Origin of the sequence: Dysgonomonas sp. GY75 (assembly GCF_015234155.1) — a bacterium.
GTDB classification, from domain to species: Bacteria; Bacteroidota; Bacteroidia; order Bacteroidales; family Dysgonomonadaceae; genus Dysgonomonas; species Dysgonomonas gadei.
Genome location: NZ_JADCLQ010000030.1, coordinates 83,282 through 104,680 on the forward strand (window position 1 = coordinate 83,282; position 21,399 = coordinate 104,680).

At 40.7% G+C, this 21,399-nt stretch carries 22 protein-coding genes; 14 read left to right on the forward strand and 8 right to left on the reverse strand.

What is annotated here, in order from left to right; translation table 11 throughout:
• Positions 1 to 24 precede the first annotated feature (24 nt).
• The 4 genes from IR083_RS11425 to IR083_RS11440 form a co-directional block, all read right to left on the reverse strand.
• On the reverse strand, positions 25 to 273 hold the full coding sequence (locus tag IR083_RS11425; protein WP_006800174.1) for a GlsB/YeaQ/YmgE family stress response membrane protein: 249 nt from the start codon (positions 271 to 273) through the stop codon (positions 25 to 27).
• A gap of 200 nt (positions 274 to 473) precedes the next feature.
• Positions 474 to 1,148, reverse strand: a complete 675-nt coding sequence (locus IR083_RS11430; protein ID WP_006800175.1) for an OmpA family protein — start codon at positions 1,146 to 1,148, stop codon at positions 474 to 476.
• Positions 1,149 to 1,201: 53 nt separating this feature from the next.
• Positions 1,202 to 1,531 (reverse strand): hypothetical protein, encoded by a 330-nt coding sequence (locus IR083_RS11435; protein WP_006800176.1) that lies wholly within the window; start codon positions 1,529 to 1,531, stop codon positions 1,202 to 1,204.
• Between the two features lie 145 nt (positions 1,532 to 1,676).
• On the reverse strand, positions 1,677 to 2,333 hold the full coding sequence (locus tag IR083_RS11440; RefSeq protein WP_006800177.1) for a rhomboid family intramembrane serine protease: 657 nt from the start codon (positions 2,331 to 2,333) through the stop codon (positions 1,677 to 1,679).
• 157 nt (positions 2,334 to 2,490) lie between these two features.
• On the opposite strand from IR083_RS11440, the gene IR083_RS11445 reads away from it, so the two are divergent.
• The 10 genes from IR083_RS11445 (at position 2,491) to IR083_RS11490 (ending at position 11,813) form a co-directional block, all read left to right on the forward strand.
• Positions 2,491 to 3,732, forward strand: a complete 1,242-nt coding sequence (locus tag IR083_RS11445; RefSeq protein ID WP_006800178.1) for a carboxypeptidase-like regulatory domain-containing protein — start codon at positions 2,491 to 2,493, stop codon at positions 3,730 to 3,732.
• A gap of 792 nt (positions 3,733 to 4,524) precedes the next feature.
• Positions 4,525 to 4,674 (forward strand): hypothetical protein, encoded by a 150-nt coding sequence (locus tag IR083_RS11450; RefSeq protein WP_006800180.1) that lies wholly within the window; start codon positions 4,525 to 4,527, stop codon positions 4,672 to 4,674.
• 366 nt (positions 4,675 to 5,040) lie between these two features.
• Positions 5,041 to 6,462 carry a S8 family peptidase gene (locus tag IR083_RS11455; RefSeq protein WP_194224431.1) on the forward strand — a complete coding sequence of 474 codons (1,422 nt, stop codon included), beginning with the start codon at positions 5,041 to 5,043 and terminating at the stop codon, positions 6,460 to 6,462.
• Positions 6,459 to 7,826, forward strand: a complete 1,368-nt coding sequence (gene xseA / locus IR083_RS11460; RefSeq protein WP_194224432.1) for an exodeoxyribonuclease VII large subunit — start codon at positions 6,459 to 6,461, stop codon at positions 7,824 to 7,826. The genes IR083_RS11455 and xseA overlap by 4 nt, the downstream gene beginning before the upstream one ends.
• Positions 7,827 to 7,848: 22 nt before the next feature.
• Positions 7,849 to 8,901: a WG repeat-containing protein gene (locus tag IR083_RS11465; protein WP_194224433.1), complete on the forward strand. Its 1,053-nt coding sequence runs from the start codon at positions 7,849 to 7,851 to the stop codon at positions 8,899 to 8,901.
• A 2-nt stretch (positions 8,902 to 8,903) separates the two neighbouring features.
• Positions 8,904 to 9,101, forward strand: a complete 198-nt coding sequence (gene xseB / locus IR083_RS11470; RefSeq protein ID WP_194224434.1) for an exodeoxyribonuclease VII small subunit — start codon at positions 8,904 to 8,906, stop codon at positions 9,099 to 9,101.
• The gene (locus tag IR083_RS11475) at positions 9,098 to 9,769 is read left to right on the forward strand and encodes a 2-C-methyl-D-erythritol 4-phosphate cytidylyltransferase (protein WP_194224435.1); all 672 of its coding nucleotides are present in this window, start codon (positions 9,098 to 9,100) and stop codon (positions 9,767 to 9,769) included. Before xseB ends, IR083_RS11475 begins: the two co-directional genes overlap by 4 nt.
• A gap of 30 nt (positions 9,770 to 9,799) precedes the next feature.
• Entirely contained in the window at positions 9,800 to 10,357 is a 558-nt protein-coding gene (locus IR083_RS11480; RefSeq protein WP_194224436.1) for a hypothetical protein, read from the forward strand.
• Between the two features lie 8 nt (positions 10,358 to 10,365).
• Positions 10,366 to 10,737: a DUF1801 domain-containing protein gene (locus IR083_RS11485; protein ID WP_194224437.1), complete on the forward strand. Its 372-nt coding sequence runs from the start codon at positions 10,366 to 10,368 to the stop codon at positions 10,735 to 10,737.
• Positions 10,738 to 10,745: 8 nt separating this feature from the next.
• Positions 10,746 to 11,813, forward strand: coding sequence for a M20 family metallo-hydrolase (locus IR083_RS11490; RefSeq protein ID WP_194224438.1), 1,068 nt, complete (start codon positions 10,746 to 10,748; stop codon positions 11,811 to 11,813).
• Here IR083_RS11490 and IR083_RS11495 read toward each other — a convergent pair.
• The 4 genes from IR083_RS11495 to IR083_RS11510 form a co-directional block, all read right to left on the reverse strand.
• A complete protein-coding gene (locus IR083_RS11495) occupies positions 11,802 to 13,778 on the reverse strand; it encodes a KUP/HAK/KT family potassium transporter (protein WP_006800190.1) in 1,977 nt (658 codons plus the stop codon). The two genes, IR083_RS11490 and IR083_RS11495, sit on opposite strands and share 12 nt — an antisense overlap.
• Positions 13,779 to 14,026: 248 nt before the next feature.
• Positions 14,027 to 14,362 (reverse strand): hypothetical protein, encoded by a 336-nt coding sequence (locus IR083_RS11500; protein ID WP_194224439.1) that lies wholly within the window; start codon positions 14,360 to 14,362, stop codon positions 14,027 to 14,029.
• A gap of 155 nt (positions 14,363 to 14,517) precedes the next feature.
• A complete protein-coding gene (locus IR083_RS11505) occupies positions 14,518 to 16,290 on the reverse strand; it encodes an ABC transporter ATP-binding protein (protein WP_194224440.1) in 1,773 nt (590 codons plus the stop codon).
• Between the two features lie 3 nt (positions 16,291 to 16,293).
• Positions 16,294 to 18,018: an ABC transporter ATP-binding protein gene (locus IR083_RS11510; RefSeq protein WP_194224441.1), complete on the reverse strand. Its 1,725-nt coding sequence runs from the start codon at positions 18,016 to 18,018 to the stop codon at positions 16,294 to 16,296.
• 392 nt (positions 18,019 to 18,410) lie between these two features.
• Between IR083_RS11510 and IR083_RS11515 the strand changes: the two genes are divergently transcribed.
• The 4 genes from IR083_RS11515 to IR083_RS11530 all read left to right on the forward strand — a co-directional run bounded on the left by IR083_RS11515 (position 18,411) and on the right by IR083_RS11530 (position 21,300).
• Positions 18,411 to 18,899: a ferritin gene (locus tag IR083_RS11515; protein ID WP_006800194.1), complete on the forward strand. Its 489-nt coding sequence runs from the start codon at positions 18,411 to 18,413 to the stop codon at positions 18,897 to 18,899.
• A gap of 89 nt (positions 18,900 to 18,988) precedes the next feature.
• Complete coding sequence (locus IR083_RS11520) at positions 18,989 to 19,684, forward strand: ABC transporter ATP-binding protein (RefSeq protein ID WP_194224442.1); 696 nt, start codon at positions 18,989 to 18,991, stop codon at positions 19,682 to 19,684.
• On the forward strand, positions 19,665 to 20,777 hold the full coding sequence (gene pdxB / locus IR083_RS11525) for a 4-phosphoerythronate dehydrogenase PdxB (protein ID WP_194224443.1): 1,113 nt from the start codon (positions 19,665 to 19,667) through the stop codon (positions 20,775 to 20,777). Before IR083_RS11520 ends, pdxB begins: the two co-directional genes overlap by 20 nt.
• Entirely contained in the window at positions 20,770 to 21,300 is a 531-nt protein-coding gene (locus IR083_RS11530) for a GNAT family N-acetyltransferase (protein WP_194224444.1), read from the forward strand. Before pdxB ends, IR083_RS11530 begins: the two co-directional genes overlap by 8 nt.
• Positions 21,301 to 21,399 lie beyond the last annotated feature (99 nt).

Consider the following 21,399-nt stretch of genomic DNA (forward strand, 5'->3'; position numbering starts at 1 on the left):
ATTCTATTTTATCAATTAGTAATTCTATTCTTTCTTACGGCTAAACAGGGATATTATCCAAAGCAGCACAACGGCACCAATTGTGGACATAACCAGATTACCTATAATACCATTTACACCCAGACCGAGTAACGTAAATATCCATCCGCCGAGTAAACCTCCGACTACTCCGACTATGAGGTTAAGGATAAGACCAAAACCACTACCCTTCATTATTTTACCGGCGATAAATCCGGCTAATATACCTATTATGATTGACCATATAAATCCCATAATTTCTTATATTTACTTGTTAATATTGTGATATTTGAAATCTCCTGTAGTCTACTGCTTTTACCAAAGCGATCATTTATATAACATCCGGAATGTTAAAAAAGTTCGCCATTTCTTCTGCGCATATGAAATTCATCTATACAAAAAAGAAGACTGTTCGTCAAGAACAGCCTTCATTTCTATTGTTATTTACAAAGCTATTATTTACCTTGTTCAGCGTCTTTAATCATCTTCTCATTAGGAAGAATATAGATTTCAACACGGCGATTTTGGCTTCTTCCTGCAACAGTACTATTATCAGCAACAGGCTGGGTAGAACCGAAACCTTGAGATACCATACGGCTACCAGACACTCCTTTAGTTTGAAGGAAGTTATAAACCGATTGTGCACGTTTTTCAGACAATGGATTATTGATAGCATCAGAGCCTGTATTGTCTGTATGCCCATATATCTGAACATCTGTATCAGGATTATTATTCAAAGAAGTAGCAAAGCTTGTCAGTGCACTTTGGGAAGCAGAATTCAGTGTGCTTGAGTTAGTAGCAAACAAGATACCTGATTCGAAAGTAACTTTGATAGCTTGCCCGTCATTGATAGACTCAACCTGAGCACCATTGATCTGTTCCAATTCTTTCTTTTGTTTATCCATTTTGTTTCCGATAACAGCACCTGCAGTACCTCCGACTACAGCTCCGATACCGGCACCCCATGCAGCTCCTTTACCACCACCGATAATGGCTCCGATACCTGCGCCAAGAGCACCGCCTGCTCCTGCTCCTATACCACCGCCTTTTACTGTATCACTAGCTCCACAGCTAGAAAATATAACTGCGCAACTCATAAATATTGCTGCAAGAATTGAAAATTGTTTCATAATTGATAAAATTTTAATTATTATTTGTATACTTTTTGTTTGTGATATTTTCTCTATTCAAATATTCCTATTGAGTCGCAATAAGCAAGTTCACCCTGTATGATAAAGGCGATTTCATCTTCTGAGAAATTATTCACTTTGTCCTTCTTTGTATATTTCAGTACATAGGCGACAATTTCATCTTCATCGATATCTACAACCGATTCTTCATCGGTTTCATCATTCATAAATCCTTTTTCATCATAGAAGTCATACACAATATCGATGATATAATTTATCTCATCGTTCGTATACTTTCCTTTCATTTCCTGGGGAAGATAGTTCTGTATAAACTTTACCGCATCATCCTCGTCGTACTGTATAAGGTCTTTCTCGTTGCTCATTATTATTGCTTTTTACTTACAAAATATATGTATAATTTAATAACAAAGTAATAAGTGCTATGTTCAATGAACGAAATAGTTTTTACAGACCAAGACATTTCGATTTGCCATTCCGTTTGTGTTAAAATACATAGCAAATGTACAATTATTTCTTTCTTAAAACAAGATATGCCAAAACAATCAACGGAATTATCATTATTCCGATATATAATGTATGGATCTGAAGTATTACCGGCGCAAAAACTACTGCAAGGATAAGTCCTATGGCAGCACCTCCGAGATGGGCGTCATGTCCGATATTTCCTTGTCTTGTATGCATCCCGTATATGGAATAACCCAGATAGAGGATACCGAAAAGCCATCCTTTCATGGGAAGAATAAACATCACCCCAAGCGTCATATCCGGATATAAAGCTATGGCGGCAAACAAGATACCGACAACGCCGCCCGAAGCACCGATAGCACTATAATAATATTCTTTACGGTGAACCCACAAGGACAATAAGCCCCCTCCTATGATGGATAAGAAATAAATTGTCAGATACTGCCAGATACCCAGAGATTGTATGATCACACTGGAGAAAAAATACAAGGTCATCATATTAAAAATGAGATGCATATAATCGCCATGCAATGTTGCCGAAGTCAAGAGCCTGTCCCACTGCTTCGATTTTCCCAATATAGCCCCCACCTGAAATTTATACCGGTCGAAGAAGGCCATATCATTAAACCCCTTTATACTGGTAAGCACCGTAAGCACTATGATAATGATAGGTAGTATATCCGCAATATTGAATGCCATATATCGTCAATTTTAATAATCAGGGCAAAGGTATAAAAAAGAGCATTTAGTTGTTGATTTTGATTCCGAAAGATATAAATTTGATTTTTGTCATATAATATCTCAATAAATATTGCTTAGCGACGTTTATCAGATAACAGCCTAAATTGCGAAATCGATGAAAAGAGTAATTATATTCCCTCTCTTATTTCTATGTATATATATTCTGCCCCAAACTCCTATCAATGGTATCGTTTTGGATAAGGATACAAAGAAGCCTGTCCCTGACGTTATAGTCCAATACGGAGCCTCATCGAAAGAATATGCATATACCAATGCAAGCGGACAGTTTTCTATACCCGGAAACAGCGAGGATATCATCTACTTTCAATGCATTGGATATAAATCCAGATCGGTATCGAAGTCTGCTCTGCGGCAACAGCCGACCGTTGTCATGGAACTGAATCCGGTCTCCCTCAGTCCGGTTGTTATCAGCCCCTATGATGCCGATATGCTGCTGGAAGAAGTAATGCTCAATACCAAAAAGAATCTGGTCACAGACCACTCCATCGGATACCTGTTACATTTCCTGCAAACAAAAACTACCGACACGCTGCAAAACGAGATATACCTCAAATACACAACCACTCTGGATGAAAAAGTATTGAAGAAATCCTTAAAAAAGGAACGGATACCTTATACATACAATATAGTAGACATCAGACGGCTGCAAAAATCAGTAACTCCTACGTCAGAACTGTACGGGGCTGAATATCATGCCTCACACCTCCTCTCATTTGGCAAAAGTATTAATAATGAAACAACAAGAACGTATACATCGGACAGTTCCCTTATAATATTGAATATAGAACCTCTGGCCGGAAAAGAAGGCTGGGCAAATGGAGAAGTGCGGATCAACAAAAGTGACATGACCATTAAATCGATGGAGATAGAATCAGTCGATTCTATTCTGGCATCGCAACCTGCAAAAAGATACCTGGGAAAGATGGTTCGGGTATTGAGAAAAGTAGGGCGGTTCGAGTTTGCAAAAGCCAGTAATGGTAAATACTATATGAAAGACTGCTATACTTATTATAAATTCAGAGCGGTGAATGAGTTTGGGCATGAAGAAGAAATAGTTTACCACTGTGATGTTAACTGTGTAGGTACTGTCGACCAGATAAAAATAAAGAAACGGAAATTAAGCGGATACTGTCAGGAACTGTTTTATTTCCCTGATTCTACTCAGGAGGACTTCTGGTCTTTCAATCACGAGTCCAATTCCGGTTGGAATAATTATAGTTTTACCGGAGAACTCTCTTTAGGAGACAACTCTAAAAAGAAAGCCAGAGGGATACCATATTACCTTGGCAAGTATGCTTTAGTTATTCCATTAGCGGCTTTACTGATCTTCATATAAGCCGGTAGATAAAAGGAGAAGAACGAAAAGGTAACACAGAAAACAATTAATAATTAGCTTGTAATGCTGAGCAGAGCATCTCGTATCTTCCTTCAAAGGGTAACAAAAGTAACACTTTTTTCAGTTAACAGTCATCAGTTAACAACTTGTATCTCGTGTCTTGTCTACTCGTATCTCATATAACATTCAACCTACGACTCAATACTTACAACTTGTTAAAAGGTAACAAAGGTAACACATTTTTAGCTGTTAGCTCATAGCTGTTAGCCGATAGCTTATGTACAAAACCTGACAAACCTGACGACTTTTTACACAATTTTTATTGTCACTTTTTCTTCTAAAAACTCCGTAATTTCATCTTAATTACGAATGAAAGATGATACTCGCAAAGATGCAAAGACGCAAAAAGGTAACAAAGGTAACACTCTATACAATTAGTAGTAAACTACAACCAACTTTGTCATGCTGAGTGAAGCGAAGCATCCCATGAATAAAAAGACTCCGTGCTACTCCGTTTACTCTGTGGTTAAAAATAAAAGGTAACAAAGGTTACACTATTTCACTTATTTGCTAATTAATTATTTCAAAGAACTCTTTTTCTTGTAAACTAGTATACTTCAAAATACATAGATAAACTTTTTTCAAAAAACGACCAATCCATACTGTTACGTATACCTTTAAATCCTTAATTAAAGAAAAATATACGCTATTTTTAATCAAAATCAGCATTTCGATTGTTTCTATAAAATAAACCATTTAAATTAACATTTGATTTATAAAAAATTGAGGATTATGGAAGATTTTGAACTGAATGATAAAGAAACGAAAGAACTAAAAGCTTTGAAACGAAAAAACAGAAGGCAGAATGCCTTTTGGGTATTAGTTGCCTTGCAGGCAGGGTCGCTGCTGTTATCTTATTATTTGGGTCGATCTCATAAATAACAGCTCTTGAAAAACAATATGGAGTAAGGCATTGTATACTTTTGCCTTACTCCATATTGTTTGTATCAATCGGCTATTTGAATTTATTGTTGAATTAAATGTTCGATTTTTTTAGCTACGCACAATCGAACAAAGATTGCTTGTATTACTTTTGGGCAATATCAAAAGTGAGTTCAAGCCCGGCAGGCTTGAACTGAATGATAAACATTTTCACAAAGAACGCTTACAGGATTAAAGCATTGAACTTTTTCATTCAACAGTACAGCTTTTAATGAATAATTGATATTATTGTAAACTCTAATAATTACATCTAAAATAAACGACTAACAACTATTATCTTTACTTTTGTATAAAACAAATAACAATATGAAAAAGGTAACATTACTTTGCGCCCTGCTAGCCTCGGTTTCGGCCCTGCTTGCTCAGGATTACAACTACAAATTCCGACTGACACTCAACGATAAAGGACAGACACCCTATACAATAGATAAGCCTGAAGAATTCCTTTCTCCCAAAGCAATCGAACGCCGCCGGAGACAAGGGTTTGCTATAGATGCTTCCGACCTTCCAATTTCTTCGGAATATATCAAAGCCATAGAAAATGTAGGAGGAGTTATCGTAGCCAAAAGTAAGTGGATGAAAACGGTTGCCGTCCATTGCAGCGACAGTATGCTGGTAGATAAATATAAAGAACTCCCCTTCGTATCCGATGCCCTCTTTGTCTGGAAAGGAAAGCCGAAAGGTGAAACCAAAACGGACAGTATCGTGAACTATCTGTCCACAGAAACAGTAGCATTTGGCAACTACTATTCAAAATCGGGTACAAATATCGAACTGAACAACGGACAGGCCTTGCATAATGCCGGATTCAAAGGCAAAGGCATGACTATCGCAGTTATCGACGCCGGATTTAATCACTTACCTCAGATAGAGATGCTCAACAATCTGGATATAAAAGGATACAAAGGCTTTGTGTATGAGAATGAAGACCTGTTCAATAATGCTAATCAGCATGGTTTGAACGTATTATCCTGTATAGGCACAAACAAGCCGATGCAGTTTGTGGGCACTGCGCCCGAAGCCGGCTTTTGGTTGTTTGGCTCGGAAGATTCCCGCAGTGAATTTCCAATAGAGGAAGATTATTGGGCTACAGCAATAGAATATGCCGATAGCGTGGGAGTAGATGTAGTAAATACATCGTTAGGATATAACAACTTTGATAAGCCTGCAAAAAGCTATACCCATAAAGACCTTGACGGTAAAACGGCTCTTATTTCACGGGCGGCGGACAAAGCGTCTCAGAAAGGAATGCTGGTGGTAATCAGTGCAGGCAACTCCGGCGATTCGGAATGGAGAAAGATAACCCCTCCGTCTGATGCAGTGAATGTACTGACTGTGGGTGCTATACAACAGGATTCAAGCATTGTCGGTTTCAGTTCGCGTGGTCTGACTGCCGACCTGCGGATCAAGCCTGATGTGATGGCATTAGGACTAGGAGCGGCAACTATCGATGACAAGGGACATGTAAGTTTCAAGGCCGGGACTTCATTTTCATCTCCTATCATGTGCGGGATGGTCGCTTGCCTGTGGCAGGCATTTCCGGCATTGACTAACCGCGAAATAGTAAATATTGTACGCCAATCGTCCGACAATTTCGAAACTCCCGACCAGGACTACGGGTACGGTTTGCCCGACATGGGAAAGGCAATGTCTCTGGCCCAATCTTTAGTGGAAAAGAAAGAAAAAGCAGCAAGTCAGGTTAAAGAAGCTTCAAAGAAAAAGAAATGAACAATCAGGCTATCTCTCTATATGAACTGAACAACCTTATAAAAGGAGTACTTAACGACACTCTCCCCGAAATGGTCTGGATCAGAGCGGAGATGAGCGATGTACGGGTCAATCAGAACGGGCATTGCTATCTGGAATTTATAGAAAAAGACCGTGCCGGTAAAACGCTTGTGGCCAAAGCCCGGGGTATGATATGGGCTAATACCTTCCATCTGTTAAGGGCTTATTTCGAAAATTCTACTAAACAGACTTTTTCTTCGGGCCTCAAAGTATTGGTGCAGGTGAGTATCGAATTTCATGAGTTGTATGGTTTCAGCCTTACGGTTCACGATATCGACCCCAGCTATACGTTGGGCGATCAGGCCTTGAACCGTGCTGCCATTCTCAAGCAACTTGAAGAAGACGGAGTCCTTTATCTTAACAAGGAACTGGAATTGCCTCTTCCATTGAATCGCATCGCCATTATTTCTTCTCCTACGGCAGCGGGTTATGAGGATTTTCTCGATCAGCTGCATAAGAACGCTTTCGGATTTGTATTCTATACAAAACTTTTTCCGGCCATCATGCAGGGCGACAGGTCTGAGGATTCTATTATTTCAGCACTGGAGCGTATATACGAATATCAGGATTGCTTCGATGCTGTCGTCATTATAAGGGGAGGGGGAGCCACATCCGATCTTAGCAGTTTCGATTCTTATCTCTTAGCTGCCGGTTGCGCTCAGTTTCCACTGCCTGTTATCACGGGGATAGGACACGAACGGGACGAAACCGTGCTGGATATTGTAGCGCATACCCGGGCAAAAACACCCACGGCAGTAGCTGAATTCCTGATTGCCAACCTGACAGAAACAGCAGCAGAGTTGACTGAAATATCTCAGGATATAGTATCTTTGGTTTCGCAACGGCTACAGGATGAAACCGTGCGCCTGAGCGTATTCGAAACTAAAAATTCATTTGCCCTCAAAGGCTGGTACAAAGAACAGCTCACAGTCCTTTCATCTGCCGGAAATGTATTGGCAAAAGGAATGGTGCGGATACAACGCGAAAATCAGAATAAGTTTACATTCCTCGAAGACAATTTGAAGAGGAAATCTTTACAGTTATTGAAAGATAACCAAAGCAAATTTTTCCTGCTGGAGGATAGTTTGAAAAGAAGTATACAACAGCAATATAAAGAAGAATTAAATAGGTTGGAAACGTTGGATAAACAGTTACATTTATCCTCACCCGAAAATATATTAAAAAAGGGTTACACCTTGACGATGAAAGACGGCAAAGTGCTGAAACACAGCCACACGGCAAAAAGCGGAGATGAGATAACCACCGTTTTTGCCGATGGGAAAATAGAATCGATTGTAAAATGAGATTGTAAAATAACAAAATAATATGAGTATAGAAAGAAATCCGATACCGTATGCCTTTCCGTTCAATTTTCAGGATGAGATGGTGCAAATAGGAGTCCGCAAGGGGATGGGGTATGCGAACAAATACGGAGAACTTGTTACTCCCTGCACATACGATGTTGCTTATCCCTTCAGCGAAGGACTGGCTTTTGCCCAAAAAGGCGATAAGGGAGTATTCATCGATAAAGCGGGGAAGGAAGTATTATCGGGAGACTATGAAGACGCTGATATTTTTTCCGAAGGACTGGCCGGAGTGGAGAAAGACGGTAAATGGGGCTTTATAAATAAGGCAGGCAAGCTCGTCATTCCATATCAGTACGATGATATATACTGGTTCAGGGAAGGGCTATGCGGTGTATTTAAAGAAGATAAGGCCGGATACATAGACACGGAAGGCAACGTGGCGGTTCCTTTTATATATGATGATGTTTTCTGCTTTTGTGAAGGATTAGGGCAGGTATCGAAAAACAATCGCTGGGGATATATAGATACAGGAGGCAATATAGTGATTCCGATAGAATACGATTCGGCAGGCGACTGTCGCAATGGTTTAGTCTGTGTGGAAAAGAGAGGTAAAGCCGGAGTACTGGATAAGGCAGGCAAAGAGATAATCCCTTTTACGTATGAGTTTGCAGATGATACTTTCAGCGAAGGACTTCTTATTGTGAGGTCGAACGAGAAGTATGGCTGTATAAATGAAAAAGGGGAAGTGACAATACCTTTCCGGTATCACAATCTGCGGACTTTCAAGGAAGGGCTTGCTGTTGCCGAGAATAATTATAAATGGGGATTCATCGATAAAGACAATAACCCTATAATACCTTTTCAGTACGATAAAGCGAGTGATTTTTGTAATGGCTTGGCATTTGTGAAAACAAAAGGGAGGAAGGCATATTATATCGATAAGAATAATGAAGTGAACATTGTCCTGAAAAGAGAGTACGGGAAAGTGGAAAAAATTACGGCGGCGATGGCTGTCATCGTTGCCGCAGGCATCGCCACATTCTTAGTTAAAATGATATTGAACTTATTATAAGCATGGCAAAGAAAGAACAAACATACGGAGAAGCGATGCAGGAGCTGCAAGACATCATGTACCGCATCGAAAATGAAGAACTTGATGTGGATGTGCTCCTGGAGGAAGTAAAAAAGGCAGCTACACTTATCAAGTTTTGCAAAGACAAATTGCAAAAGACCAACATTGAAATACAAAAAATACTCGATAAAATAGAATGAGCAATCGAAGTGTCATTATCGTTGCGGGCGGTAAAGGCCTGCGTATGGGAAGCGATCTGCCCAAACAGTTTATCCCGGTTTCGGGTAAACCTGTTTTGATGCGTACTATCGAGGCTTTTCACTCTTACGATAGCAATATTGATATTATCCTTATGCTACCATACTCTCATCAGGTATATTGGAAAGAACTATGTGCCAATTATCACTTCGGGATACCTCATACAATCGCGATGGGTGGAGAAACCCGCTTTCATTCAGTGAAAAACGGATTAGGATTGATTAATGGAGGAATAGTAGCCATACAGGATGGAGTGAGACCCTTTGCCTCAAAAGAAATGATTGGGCGATGCTTCGATGCTGCTGAAAAATATCATGCCGTTATACCGGTGATAGATTCAACGGATAGCCTTCGGGAGATGACCGATGGCACAAAGAGCAGGATAATAGACCGCTCTAAAATCCGGTTGGTACAGACCCCGCAGGTTTTCCATACGGATATATTGAAAAAAGCGTATGAAACAGAATTCAAAGATACATTTACCGACGACGCATCAGTAGTAGAGGCCATGGGTATAGATGTACATCTGGTAAAAGGTGAAGTGACGAATATAAAGATTACAACTCCGCTGGATCTGAAAATAGGGGAGTTGATAGTGAGAGGTGAATAGTTTTGTTTTTAAAATTTAAATAAATAGGCTGTGAATTTAGACAAGATACCGGAAGACCGTATTTTTCAGAATAATACACGTGAAGAAATCAAGCGGTGGGGCAACCGGCTGCAATACTTCTACTACATGCGTTCGAGAGGAGGGCATAACTGCGAAGGTGATTCTTTTTGCGCCTATTTCAAATATGCCGATAGAAAAGACCTTGAGGTAAAGCTTGCGGAATTGGGGGTAACACTTAATAAGCTCGAAGAAGGTTGTATCCCATTCGACCCTACAGTCTCCTACTCTTTCGACGATCTGGACAAACTGAGAATCACGATCAATCATTTTCCCGATCTGGAACAACCTCAGCATATTTCTATTTTAGATAATAAGGTACATATATGGGTATTGCCCAACAGCTTCGAATTGTCGGTATCGGGAACAAAAGCAGGATTAGCATACAAGGTGTCGGAAGATGATTTTCAGGTTTGCATGGCATTGGAGGAAATTTTTGAGTCACTTAATTGGAGTAGATTTATAGATGATGACATCAGGCATCAGGTACATTGTATATCCAAGCAACTATATCCCGAACTATTCGAATAGAAAATGGCATGATAGATACTCTCTCAAATTATTATCTGAATAAGGAAGAGCCTCAGAAAAGCTGCTTATTAGCTTTGCGTAGCATTATCCTGAATATGGACAAAGATGTTTCGGAGACTGTAAAATACGAGATGCCCTGTTTTTGTTACAAGAAAAAAATGTTTTGTTATTTATGGACAGATAAGAAGACCGGTGAGCCATATATCCTGATGGTTGAAGGCAAGCTACTCAATCATCCTGAATTGGAGCAGGGCAGTCGTTCACGGATGAAGATATTGAGAATCGATCCGAATGAAGATCTGCCAATCGAAACCATTAAACTTATATTGAATGATGCATTGAATTTGTACAGAAACGGAATAATAAAAATCAAGAAATAAAACCATTTATGGAACACGATATCGACGCGCTATACTACAATGCAGTAGACCTGCTGAAAGATATGATAAAAACGCCTTCTTTCAGCAGAGAAGAGCATAATGTGGCTGAGATCATAGCAACATGCATGCATAAGGCTGGTTACGAACCGCAACGAAAAGGGAATAATCTTTGGATACAGTCGAAAGACTTTGATGAAACCAGGCCTACCATCCTCCTCAATTCTCACATGGATACCGTACGCCCTGTATCGGGATGGACTAAAGACCCTTTTACACCTGAGGTGGATGATGGCACATTGTTTGGATTGGGGAGTAACGATGCCGGAGCTAGCTTGGTCTCTCTACTTCATACTTTCTTTATCCTGACTGCTAAGAAACAGGATTATAACCTTATATTCCTGGCCTCATGCGAAGAAGAGGTTTCGGGAAAGGATGGAGCAGAAGCTATAGTATCCCTTCTACCCAAAATAGAATTCGGTATTGTTGGGGAACCTACGCAAATGAATCCGGCCATTGCAGAGAAAGGACTTCTGGTACTTGATTGCACTGCATACGGAAAAGCAGGTCATGCTGCCCGTAACGAAGGAGAAAATGCGATATACAAAGCGTTGAAAGATGTAGAGTGGTTTAGAACATACCAATTTCCCGAGGTCAGTGATCTGCTGGGTCCTGTAAAAATGACAGTATCGATGATCAATGCCGGAACACAACACAACGTAGTTCCCGACAAGTGTGATTTTGTCGTAGATGTCCGCAGCAATGAATTATATAGTAACGAAGAACTGTTCAACCTGATAGACAGGCACACCGGATGCGAAGTGAAACCTCGTTCGTTCCGTCTCAATTCATCCCGTATAGCTCTGGAAAATCCTTTTGTCCAGCGTGCTATAATGATAGGTAAAGAACCTTATGGTTCACCTACCCTATCAGACCAAACATTTATGCCGTTTCCTACATTGAAGATGGGGCCGGGAGATTCGGCCCGTTCACACACAGCAAACGAATATATCCTGCTTAGCGAGATACGGGAAAGCATAGAACTATATGTAAAACTGCTGGACGGTTTACGACTCTGATTCATCCGCTGATTGCTTCAACAACTCTTTTAGCTGCTCCTCGGTATGATCGATCTGCCTTAGCGGAACTGTTTCCACTACGGCCAGTGACGGGTCTATATCATACATCTGAGTATCGGAAGTGGTGAGTTTCTTTACCAGATTATAGCAGGCGAGTACGATCTGACGCGATGGATTCATGTGTACATTGCGAAATATACGGTCCACTACCATATACTTGAAATCGCCTCTCTTATCATTTCCTTCCTGCATAGAAGGATAGCGCGTGGTGAGGTCGACAAGTCCGTGGCGCTCCAGTTCATTTGCGATTAGTGTTACATACTTATCGGTATGGATACCCAGCTTAAATCCTGCTCTGATATTGATACGGAATACCTTTTTCGGCACATACACCGTCGTTTCATAGCTGAATTCGTATGGTTCATCCGTCCTTTTGATACGGACAAACCAATAAGTGTCGGCGCGCTTAGGAGTCCCTTTAAATAAAGAGTATGCTATTTTACTTTCAAGGAAGTTCTTGTTGTTGGCTTTTACTATATACACCAGATGAGTTGCCGCTTTAGGTACGGTTTCATCCTTACTGATACGGATAATCTGATTGATATATTGCTCGTCTACCTGATCGTAGACAGTATAATGGCGTTTTATCCTCCGTCCGTTATACCATGAGTACATGAATAGCAGTAGTATACTGGCTATAACGATAGGTACAAAACCTCCGTGGGCAAATTTCTGCATATTGGCAAGGAAGAAACTGAATTCAATAACCACAAAGAATAAAGTCAACGGAATACTAAACCATAATGGCCTGTTATTCTTCATAAAATAAAGGAACAACAGCACACTTGTCATCAGCATGCTCAGGGTAATAGCAAGCCCGTAAGCTGCTTCCAGTTTCATAGAGGACTGCATGGTAAGAATGATAATGATACATAGGACCATCATCATATGGTTGATGGAAGGGATATAGAGTTGTCCTTTTATATTAGTCGGATATTGAATTTTTACATTTGGCCAGATATTAAGGGATATAGCCTCACTGATGACTGTGAACGAACCGCTGATAAGTGCCTGACTGGCTATAATGGCGGCAAGTGTAGCCATTAGTACCCCGATAAGGCTAAACCATTCGGGCATCATGGCAAAAAACGGGTTGATGTCGTGGGTTACTTTGCCGTGACTGTTAATTATCCATGCTGCCTGTCCCAGATAATTAACGATAAGTGCTATCTTCACATATATCCATGATACGCGGATATTCTTCAGACCGCAATGTCCTAAGTCGGAATAAAGAGCTTCCGCTCCTGTGGTACAAAGAAATACTGCACCCAGTATAATCATTGTTTGTGGAACAGCAATGAGAAAGTTAATCGCATACATCGGATTGAACGCCCTCAATACAGTGACATCAGTGACTAGCTGGCTCATACCCATAACTGCCATCATAGTAAACCATGCTATCATCAACGGACCAAAGTATTTCCCCAGGGAACCTGTACCAAATGGCTGGACGAGAAACAGTATGAGAACTATAGCTATAGTGACGGGTATAACAGGAATATGGGGGGCAATTGTATTCAGCCCTTCCACTGCCGACATTACGGTCATTGCAGGAGTAATGATACCGTCGGCAAGCAGTGTGGCTGCTCCCAGCCCTGCCAGAACATATGCCCAACGGTATTTCTGACGCACGAGAGCATATAGTGAGAGTATTCCACCTTCCCCTTTATTATCGGCGCGAAGGGTAATGATAACATATTTAAGAGTGGTCTGGATCGTCAGCGTCCAGATAACACAAGATACAGCACCCAAAATATAGTCGGGACGTGTAAGTTGTCCGGCAGGCAGGGCATTCAGAATAGCCCTCATCACATACAAAGGGGATGTACCTATGTCGCCGAATACGATACCGATAGCAAGCGTTACACCGAGAGCGCTAAACGGGACTTTATGATTTTCTTTCATGCATTCTCATATTGAAAATTGCCCCAAAAGTACAAGATTATTCCATATAAAAGTACTATCTACGGTTAATTTTTCTTACAGTCTATAGATTGTTTATTCTTCTCTTTTCAACTCACTTAAGAACTTAGTACTATTTTGCAGACAAATAAACGTCAGAGTTATTAACAACTCTAAAGTCCGAAAGTTTTAATCTTGCACAGGAGTTTTTAATGTTTAATAGAAGGTTGGTTTAGCAGTAGAGTGTACGACTAGCAATTCCTATTTATGTACCCTTGTATTAGCAACACGACCCCCCCGCCAACCGAAGCACCTCGTAAAGCTGAACCTATTATTCCTCCTTCCTCTATAAAGGGCGCCGCCGCTATCCCTATAAAGATAAGTGCAGCTCCAATAATGAGATAACGCAATCCCATACTTTTCCGGTAACTTTTCAGTCTTTCCAAGGCATCGTCAATTGCTACCAGATTATCAGGATATTCCTGACTCAGAAACTCCTGGATTTTATTCATATTAGTAATCCTTTTCTTTTTGAACAGGTGAAGTGCATCAGGGTACAGATCTCCCTTGTAATGTGTATTTTCCATCGTTTTGAAAATATTGTATTGGTTTCTAAAAATAATGCTTGTGTAAGTTAAATGTTTTGATCGTAATAGCCAAATAACAACTAATCAAAAATAAGTTTTACCTTTTTCCGAAAACTTTATCTATATTATAAAAGAAGGCATGAATTATAGAAAATTTAAAATTCTTCGAATTGTTCCTGATATAAAGAATAATATTTGCCTTTCATCTCCAGCAATTCTTTATGACTGCCTTGCTCTATGATTTGTCCACGATCCATTACCAGAATCCTATCCGCATTCATGACTGTAGACAGGCGATGGGCTATAATCAGGCTGGTACGGCCTTCCATCAGTTGGTCGAGTCCTTTCTGTATAAGCAGTTCGCTGCGTGTATCGATATTACTTGTAGCTTCGTCGAGCAGTAGTATCGGAGGGTCGGCTACAGCCGCACGTGCGATATTGAGCAACTGACGTTGCCCCTGACTAAGGTTTGCCCCATCATTTTCGAGTATAGTATCATAACCTTGCGGCAAACGTTTGATAAAAGAATGTGCGGCTGTCAGCTTTGCGGCCTGTACTACCTCTTCGTCAGTTGCGTCGAGTCGTCCGAAGCGGATATTCTCGCGCACAGTCCCCGTGAATAAATGAGTATCCTGCAAAACGATGGCCATTGACCTGCGAAGATCTTCTCGTCTGATATTCCGGGTAGAAATACCATCTATAGTTATTTCCCCCGATTTGATATCAAAGAAGCGGGGCAGCATATTGAGTATCGTGGTTTTGCCCGCTCCGGTTTCACCGACCAGTGCAATCTTAGTTCCGGGAGTAGCATGCAGGGATACTCCTTTCAGAATGAGTTTCTCAGGTTTGTAGCCGAAGTAGACGTCTTTCATTTCCAGATCGCCCTTTACATTACGGAGGCTGACGGCATCGAGTGCATCACCTTGTTCAGGATCTTCATCTATCACCTGAAAGATACGTTCAGCCCCTGCTATCGCAGCCTGGATGCTATTGTACAGGCTCGCAAGCTCGTTTATCGGCCGCCCGAACTGGCGTGAATATTGCAGAAAAGCAGCAAGTCCACCGACATCAAAACCTCTGAATATAGCAAGCAATGCTCCCACAATGGTGATAATGACATAGTTCAACGTGTTCAGGTTCTGCATTACGGGCATCATCATACCTGAATAGAACTGTGCTTTCTCGGATTTTCCTTTCAGATTCTGATTGACTACATCGAAGTCGGCTTCTACTTTCTTTTCGTGTCCGAATACCTTGATGACCTTTTGCCCGCTTATCATTTCTTCGATGTATCCGTTTACCTCACCCAGTGTTTCCTGCTGAGCCTTAAAATACTTACGGCTGCGTTTTACGATCAGTTTAGCACTGATAAACATAAGCGGAACAGTAATCAGGGTCACCAGCGTTAATACCGGGCTGATGTATATCATCAGGGCAAAAATCCCGATTAGCATCAGCGCGCTGGAAAGCATATCGGACAGGCTGTCGGTAAGCGCCGTGCTTATCTGGTCTATATCGTTCGTATAGCGGCTCATCAGGTCGCCATGCTGATGGGTGTCGAAATATTTGATAGGTAACTGTTCCATCTTTTTGAACAGGTCGGTACGCATGCGGGTCACTGTATTCTGCCCTATTTTATTCAGAAGAATGTACTGGATATAAGTAGCTACGACTCCGGCCAGATAAATACCTGCCAATACGAGAAGTATTTTTACAAGCCCGTTGAAATCACCCGGCAGAATATAGTCGTTGATAATAGGACGAAGCATATATGAACCCAGCAGACTGGATACTATGCTGACAATAATAAGAAAGCCGATCACCGAGAGCAGCTTCTTATCGCAGGTAAGATATGACATTAGCCGCAGGAATGTTTTCCTTCCCTCCGTTGGTTTTCCTGTATGCTTGTAGTGGTCTCCGTGTGCCATGTCTCAGAATGCTATTTGCTGTGAGTTATATATTTCCTTATACACTTCCGAATTTTCAATCAATTCAGATGGCTTGCCGATGGCATCTATCTCTCCGTCTTCGAGTACAATAACTCTGTCGGCAGACTGCATTGTGTTTATCCGTTGTGTGATGATAAACACAGTTGTGGCGTGAAGCAGGTTGTCGAGGTTGTGGCGGATCTTTTGCTCGGTTTCCGAGTCCACGGCACTGGTACTATCGTCGAGAATGAGGATCTTAGGCTTGCGCAGCAGGGCGCGCGCTATACAAATCCGTTGTTTCTGTCCACCTGATACATTTATACCACCCCTCCCCAGCAGTGTATTGTATCCGTCAGTGAAGGACATAATGAAGTCATGGGCTTGTGCTGCTTTAGCTGCTTCCTCTACCTCTTCTGTCGTAGCATCGGGTTTTCCCCAACGGAGATTATCTATAATAGTACCTGTAAACAATTCGTTCTTTTGCAATACCATGCCTATCTCCGAGTGAAGTTCATCCAAACTATAATCTTTCACGTTTATCCCGTCTATCAAAACTTCGCCCCCTGTAGTATCATACAGTCGGGGAATAAGCTGGAGCATTGAACTCTTTGCCGCGCCTGTTGCTCCTACCACCGCTATGGTTTCTCCCTGGCGGGCATGGAAGCTGATATCTTTAAGGACATCATTCTCTCCTCCGCTATAACGGAAATAGACATTGCGGAATGTGACCTCTCCTTTAACCATCTTGTGTTTATTCAGCAAGCCTTCTTTAGTATCGGCCAATGAAGGCTCTGTATCGAGTACCTCCAGTATGCGTTCCGATGAAGCCGAGGCTCGTGCAATTCCCATTATTACCATCGAAAGCAGCATCAGAGCCATCAATATTTGCACCAGATAGTTCACGAATGAGATCAGTTCTCCTACTTTCAGTTCACCGGATATAACCTTTCCCCCGCCTGCCCAAAGGATGGCGATGGTAGATACGTTCATTATCAGCTGCATGACAGGAAACATCGTAACAACTATATTGGATGCCCTGACAACCATGTCGCGCAGGTCTTCACTGCTACGGGTGAACTTTTTACTCTCAAAATCTTCTCTTACAAAGGATTTCACCACCCGGATATTAATCAGGTTCTCCCTTACTACGGCATTCAGGTTATCGACTTTTTGCTGTACCTTCATAAATAATGGAAAACCTTTACGGAGAATAAGAAATACGCTGATGCCCAGAACAGGCACAGCTCCGATAAGTATCAGGGCTAAATCGGTATTGATATTGATTACAAAGAATATAGCCATAACCAGCATCAGCGGGGAGCGCAGCATCAGCCGCATTCCCATCAGTATTACCTGCTGGATGCGTGATATATCGTTGGTAAGGCGGGTGATTAATGATGCCGAATTGAAATGGTCTATTTCGGTAAATGAAAGCTGCTGTATTTTGTTGAAAAGGCCCGACCTCAGGTCCGTGCCAAATCCGATGGATGCGCGGGACGATACATATACGTTAATGATACTGACTATCAATCCTATCAGAGACACTGCAACCATCTTGATGCCGACACCGGTTATTACCGACAAATCCTTCGGCATTACACCATTGTCGATTATGTCAGCCATATACAGAGGCTGTATGGTTTCACTCATTACCGTTATCAGTACAAGAAAAGGGCTGATAATAAGACTAAGCGAATATTTTTTCAGTATTTGCCAGTATTTCTTCATTTATATTCTATTGGCTCGGTTCAGTTTTGTATAAATGCGTACAAAGATAAATGTATTTGCCGATAAGTTTTTAACTTTTGAAACATACATTTAAGGTCGCGGACCTATTTATTACTTTTGCATCTACAACAACAAAGTAGGTCACTATTAGATAATGTTGCATTAAATACTATTCTTCACTTAATTAAACGATAAACATTAATGATTGTTTTTGATATTTTTTAGAAATATAATTATCTATATTTTATTATAGTATTTGAGATAGTCGGCTTTATAGTTATTATCAATATCCTGTTAACAAATATCTATATTTTTTGATGAGTTAATATTATATTTGTAATATTGTATCTAAATTGTTCAGAACAATAACTATCATCAAAAATATCATTATTATGTTAAGTAAAAAATTAGAAGCCGCATTAAATGCGCAAATCAATGCAGAATTCTGGTCTGCATATCTTTATCTATCAATGTCTGCTCACTTTGCTGCAGATGGTAAACCCGGTTTCGCTCATTGGTTCAAAAACCAGTTTGACGAAGAACAGCAACATGCAATGAAACTTTTCAATTATGTAATTGAAAGAGGTGGTAAAGTGGATTTAAAACCAATAGCAAAAGTTGCTCAGTCATGGCAATCTCCGTTGGCAGCCTTTGAAGACACGCTGGTACATGAGCAAAAAGTAACCGCTATGATTAACAATCTGGTTACTATAGCCCGTGAAGAAAAGGACTATGCTACAGAAAGCATGCTGCAATGGTTTGTAAACGAGCAGGTAGAAGAAGAATCTACAGCACAGGGATATATCGATGCGCTGAAAATGATCAAGGATAACGGATTCGGTATCTATACTCTTGACAAGGAGCTGAAAGCAAGATCATAACGATTTTGAATACGAATAAGGCAAGTCTCCCTGATTAATGTCAGGGAGATTTGTTATTTTTATACCCTTAATTATTAAAACAGAAGTATTTGATACAGATAGAACATATATCGAAGAGCTATGGCAATCAGGTCGCATTATCGGATGTGAGTTTCTCTATGAATAAAGGGGAGATTATCGGACTGCTGGGTGTCAACGGAGCAGGAAAGTCTACCCTGATGAAAATTCTGGCGGGAATTATCCAGCCGGATAGCGGGCATATAAGTTTTTCCGGGAAAGACCTTTTTGAGAATGCTCTGGAAATAAAGCGGCAAACAGGCTATCTTTCCGAAGATAACCCTTTATATGAAGATATGTATGTAAAGGAATACCTCAGTTATGTCGCCGGAATATACGATGCAGGTAAAGAACGTATATCAGAAGTGATGGAGCAAACAGGCCTGCAAAAAGAGTATAAGAAGAAGATAAAGGACTTGTCGAAAGGAAACAGGCAACGGGTAGGAATTGCACAAGCTTTGGTTAACGACCCTTTATTCCTGATTCTGGACGAGGCAACCAGCGGACTGGACCCTAACCAACGCGAAAGTCTGAATGATTTGCTTATAGATTTATCTATAAATAAGGTGGTGCTGTTTTCGACACATATCCTGCATGAGGTAAAAGATATCTGTTCAAGATTTATCCTGTTGGATAAAGGTCAGCTTATCGCAGACCACGAAATAGCGGAAATAGACTCGATAGAAAATATGTTTCATAAATTGACTAATGAAAATAATAGCAGATAAAAATATACCCTATCTGAAAGGAATAGCTGAGCATTTTGGAGATGTAACTTATCTCGATGGTTCAGCTTTTACACAGGATACGATAAAAAATGCGGACACATTGATTGTTCGTACAGTGACCCATTTTGGCGAAAGCATATTGAAGGAAAGTAATGTAAAGCTAATTTGTTCCGCTACCATTGGTTATGACCATATAGATACTGCATATTGTGATGCGCATGGTATTATCTGGAAAAATGCTCCTGGTTGTAATTCCGGTTCAGTAATGCAGTATGTGGTGTCTTCCCTTATTACCATTGCCCGGAAAAAAGGTTTTGACTTAAGAGATAAAACAATAGGCATTGTCGGGGTGGGTAATGTAGGTAAGAAGGTAGCAAAAGCCTGTGAAATATTAGGAATGAAAGTTCTTCTGAACGATCCGCCAAGACAAGCGCAGGAAAAAGATAATAGCTTTGTCAGCCTGCAAACGATAATGGATGAGGCGGATATAATTACATTCCATACTCCTCTGATAAAAGAAGGTGAATATAAAACGTATCATCTGGCGGATGAAGAATTCTTCTCTTTACTGAAGAAAAAGCCTGTTATCATTAACTCTGCACGTGGAGGGATAATAGACACCGGAGCTATTAAAGACACAATTAAGGAGAATACGATATCGGGTGCCATTATCGACTGCTGGGAAAACGAACCTCAGGTTGATTTGGAATATCTCAACTTGGTGGATATCGCCACTCCTCATATAGCAGGTTATTCTGCCGACGGAAAAGCAAATGCGACGCGTATGTCGCTGGAATCGATTGCAGACCTTTACGGATTGGATAAACAACCTGTTTCGTTGGTTAAAGAACCTGCCCCTGTCAATCCGGTAATAGACATGGAGCAGTATTCTGGAATGGACAATCGGATTCACGAAGCAATACTGAATACTTATAATCCGCTGGATGATTTTAGCCGTTTAAAGGCTTTTCCTGATACTTTCAAAAAGTTGAGAAATGAATACCCGTTGCGGCGGGAATACTTTGCCTATACAGTTATAAATGCTTTGGAAGATGAGAACATCCTGAGTGATTTAGGTTTCAAACATGAATAAAGAAATACCAGATTTCATTCTCTCAAAACGAGTTTTACTTAGACCCATAGCCATAACTGACGTTGAGGATATTTTCTCTTATCGTTCACTAACGGAGGTTGCCAAATACCAATATTGGGAACCATTCACAAAAGAACAGACTCTGGACTTTGTAAATAGAAACAGTAATCCCGACTTTAGAAAAAGAGGAGAATGGATTGGGCTGGCTATTATCAGTAAGAATACCGGAAAACTTATTGGTGACTGTGCTCTAAAGATAGAAGACAATAGAGCTGAAATCGGATGCAACATTTCTCCCAAATATCAGAACTGCGGCTTTGCAAAAGAGATATTGAGACTGCTCATAGATTATTCTTTTAAGATAACCGGAGTAAATGAAGTTTATGGAATAACCGACTCGGCAAACACAGCTTCCATCAGATTGATGGAATCGGTGGGAATGGTCAGGACTCCAGTTTTCGAAGAACGGATTATATGTAAGGGTATCTTAAGCGTAGAACATAAATACTCTATACAAAGATAATAAAAAGGGGTGAAAGAGACTGGCTTGAGGTAAGCTGTCAGTCCCTTCCAAGATTGATACATCACTGCATTATAGTGTTTGTATGATGCCCGTTCTTTT

Bases quoted from the DNA above. Each gene is read 5' to 3' on its own strand.
- IR083_RS11425 (WP_006800174.1), bottom strand. From the start codon at position 273: ATGGGATTTATATGGTCAATCATAATAGGTATATTAGCCGGATTTATC.
- IR083_RS11430 (WP_006800175.1), bottom strand. From the start codon at position 1,148: ATGAAACAATTTTCAATTCTTGCAGCAATATTTATGAGTTGCGCAGTT.
- IR083_RS11435 (WP_006800176.1), bottom strand. From the start codon at position 1,531: ATGAGCAACGAGAAAGACCTTATACAGTACGACGAGGATGATGCGGTA.
- IR083_RS11440 (WP_006800177.1), bottom strand. From the start codon at position 2,333: ATGGCATTCAATATTGCGGATATACTACCTATCATTATCATAGTGCTT.
- IR083_RS11445 (WP_006800178.1), top strand. From the start codon at position 2,491: ATGAAAAGAGTAATTATATTCCCTCTCTTATTTCTATGTATATATATT.
- IR083_RS11450 (WP_006800180.1), top strand. From the start codon at position 4,525: ATGGAAGATTTTGAACTGAATGATAAAGAAACGAAAGAACTAAAAGCT.
- IR083_RS11455 (WP_194224431.1), top strand. From the start codon at position 5,041: ATGAAAAAGGTAACATTACTTTGCGCCCTGCTAGCCTCGGTTTCGGCC.
- xseA (WP_194224432.1), top strand. From the start codon at position 6,459: ATGAACAATCAGGCTATCTCTCTATATGAACTGAACAACCTTATAAAA.
- IR083_RS11465 (WP_194224433.1), top strand. From the start codon at position 7,849: ATGAGTATAGAAAGAAATCCGATACCGTATGCCTTTCCGTTCAATTTT.
- xseB (WP_194224434.1), top strand. From the start codon at position 8,904: ATGGCAAAGAAAGAACAAACATACGGAGAAGCGATGCAGGAGCTGCAA.
- IR083_RS11475 (WP_194224435.1), top strand. From the start codon at position 9,098: ATGAGCAATCGAAGTGTCATTATCGTTGCGGGCGGTAAAGGCCTGCGT.
- IR083_RS11485 (WP_194224437.1), top strand. From the start codon at position 10,366: ATGATAGATACTCTCTCAAATTATTATCTGAATAAGGAAGAGCCTCAG.
- IR083_RS11490 (WP_194224438.1), top strand. From the start codon at position 10,746: ATGGAACACGATATCGACGCGCTATACTACAATGCAGTAGACCTGCTG.
- IR083_RS11495 (WP_006800190.1), bottom strand. From the start codon at position 13,778: ATGAAAGAAAATCATAAAGTCCCGTTTAGCGCTCTCGGTGTAACGCTT.
- IR083_RS11500 (WP_194224439.1), bottom strand. From the start codon at position 14,362: ATGGAAAATACACATTACAAGGGAGATCTGTACCCTGATGCACTTCAC.
- IR083_RS11505 (WP_194224440.1), bottom strand. From the start codon at position 16,290: ATGGCACACGGAGACCACTACAAGCATACAGGAAAACCAACGGAGGGA.
- IR083_RS11510 (WP_194224441.1), bottom strand. From the start codon at position 18,018: ATGAAGAAATACTGGCAAATACTGAAAAAATATTCGCTTAGTCTTATT.
- IR083_RS11515 (WP_006800194.1), top strand. From the start codon at position 18,411: ATGTTAAGTAAAAAATTAGAAGCCGCATTAAATGCGCAAATCAATGCA.
- pdxB (WP_194224443.1), top strand. From the start codon at position 19,665: ATGAAAATAATAGCAGATAAAAATATACCCTATCTGAAAGGAATAGCT.
- IR083_RS11530 (WP_194224444.1), top strand. From the start codon at position 20,770: ATGAATAAAGAAATACCAGATTTCATTCTCTCAAAACGAGTTTTACTT.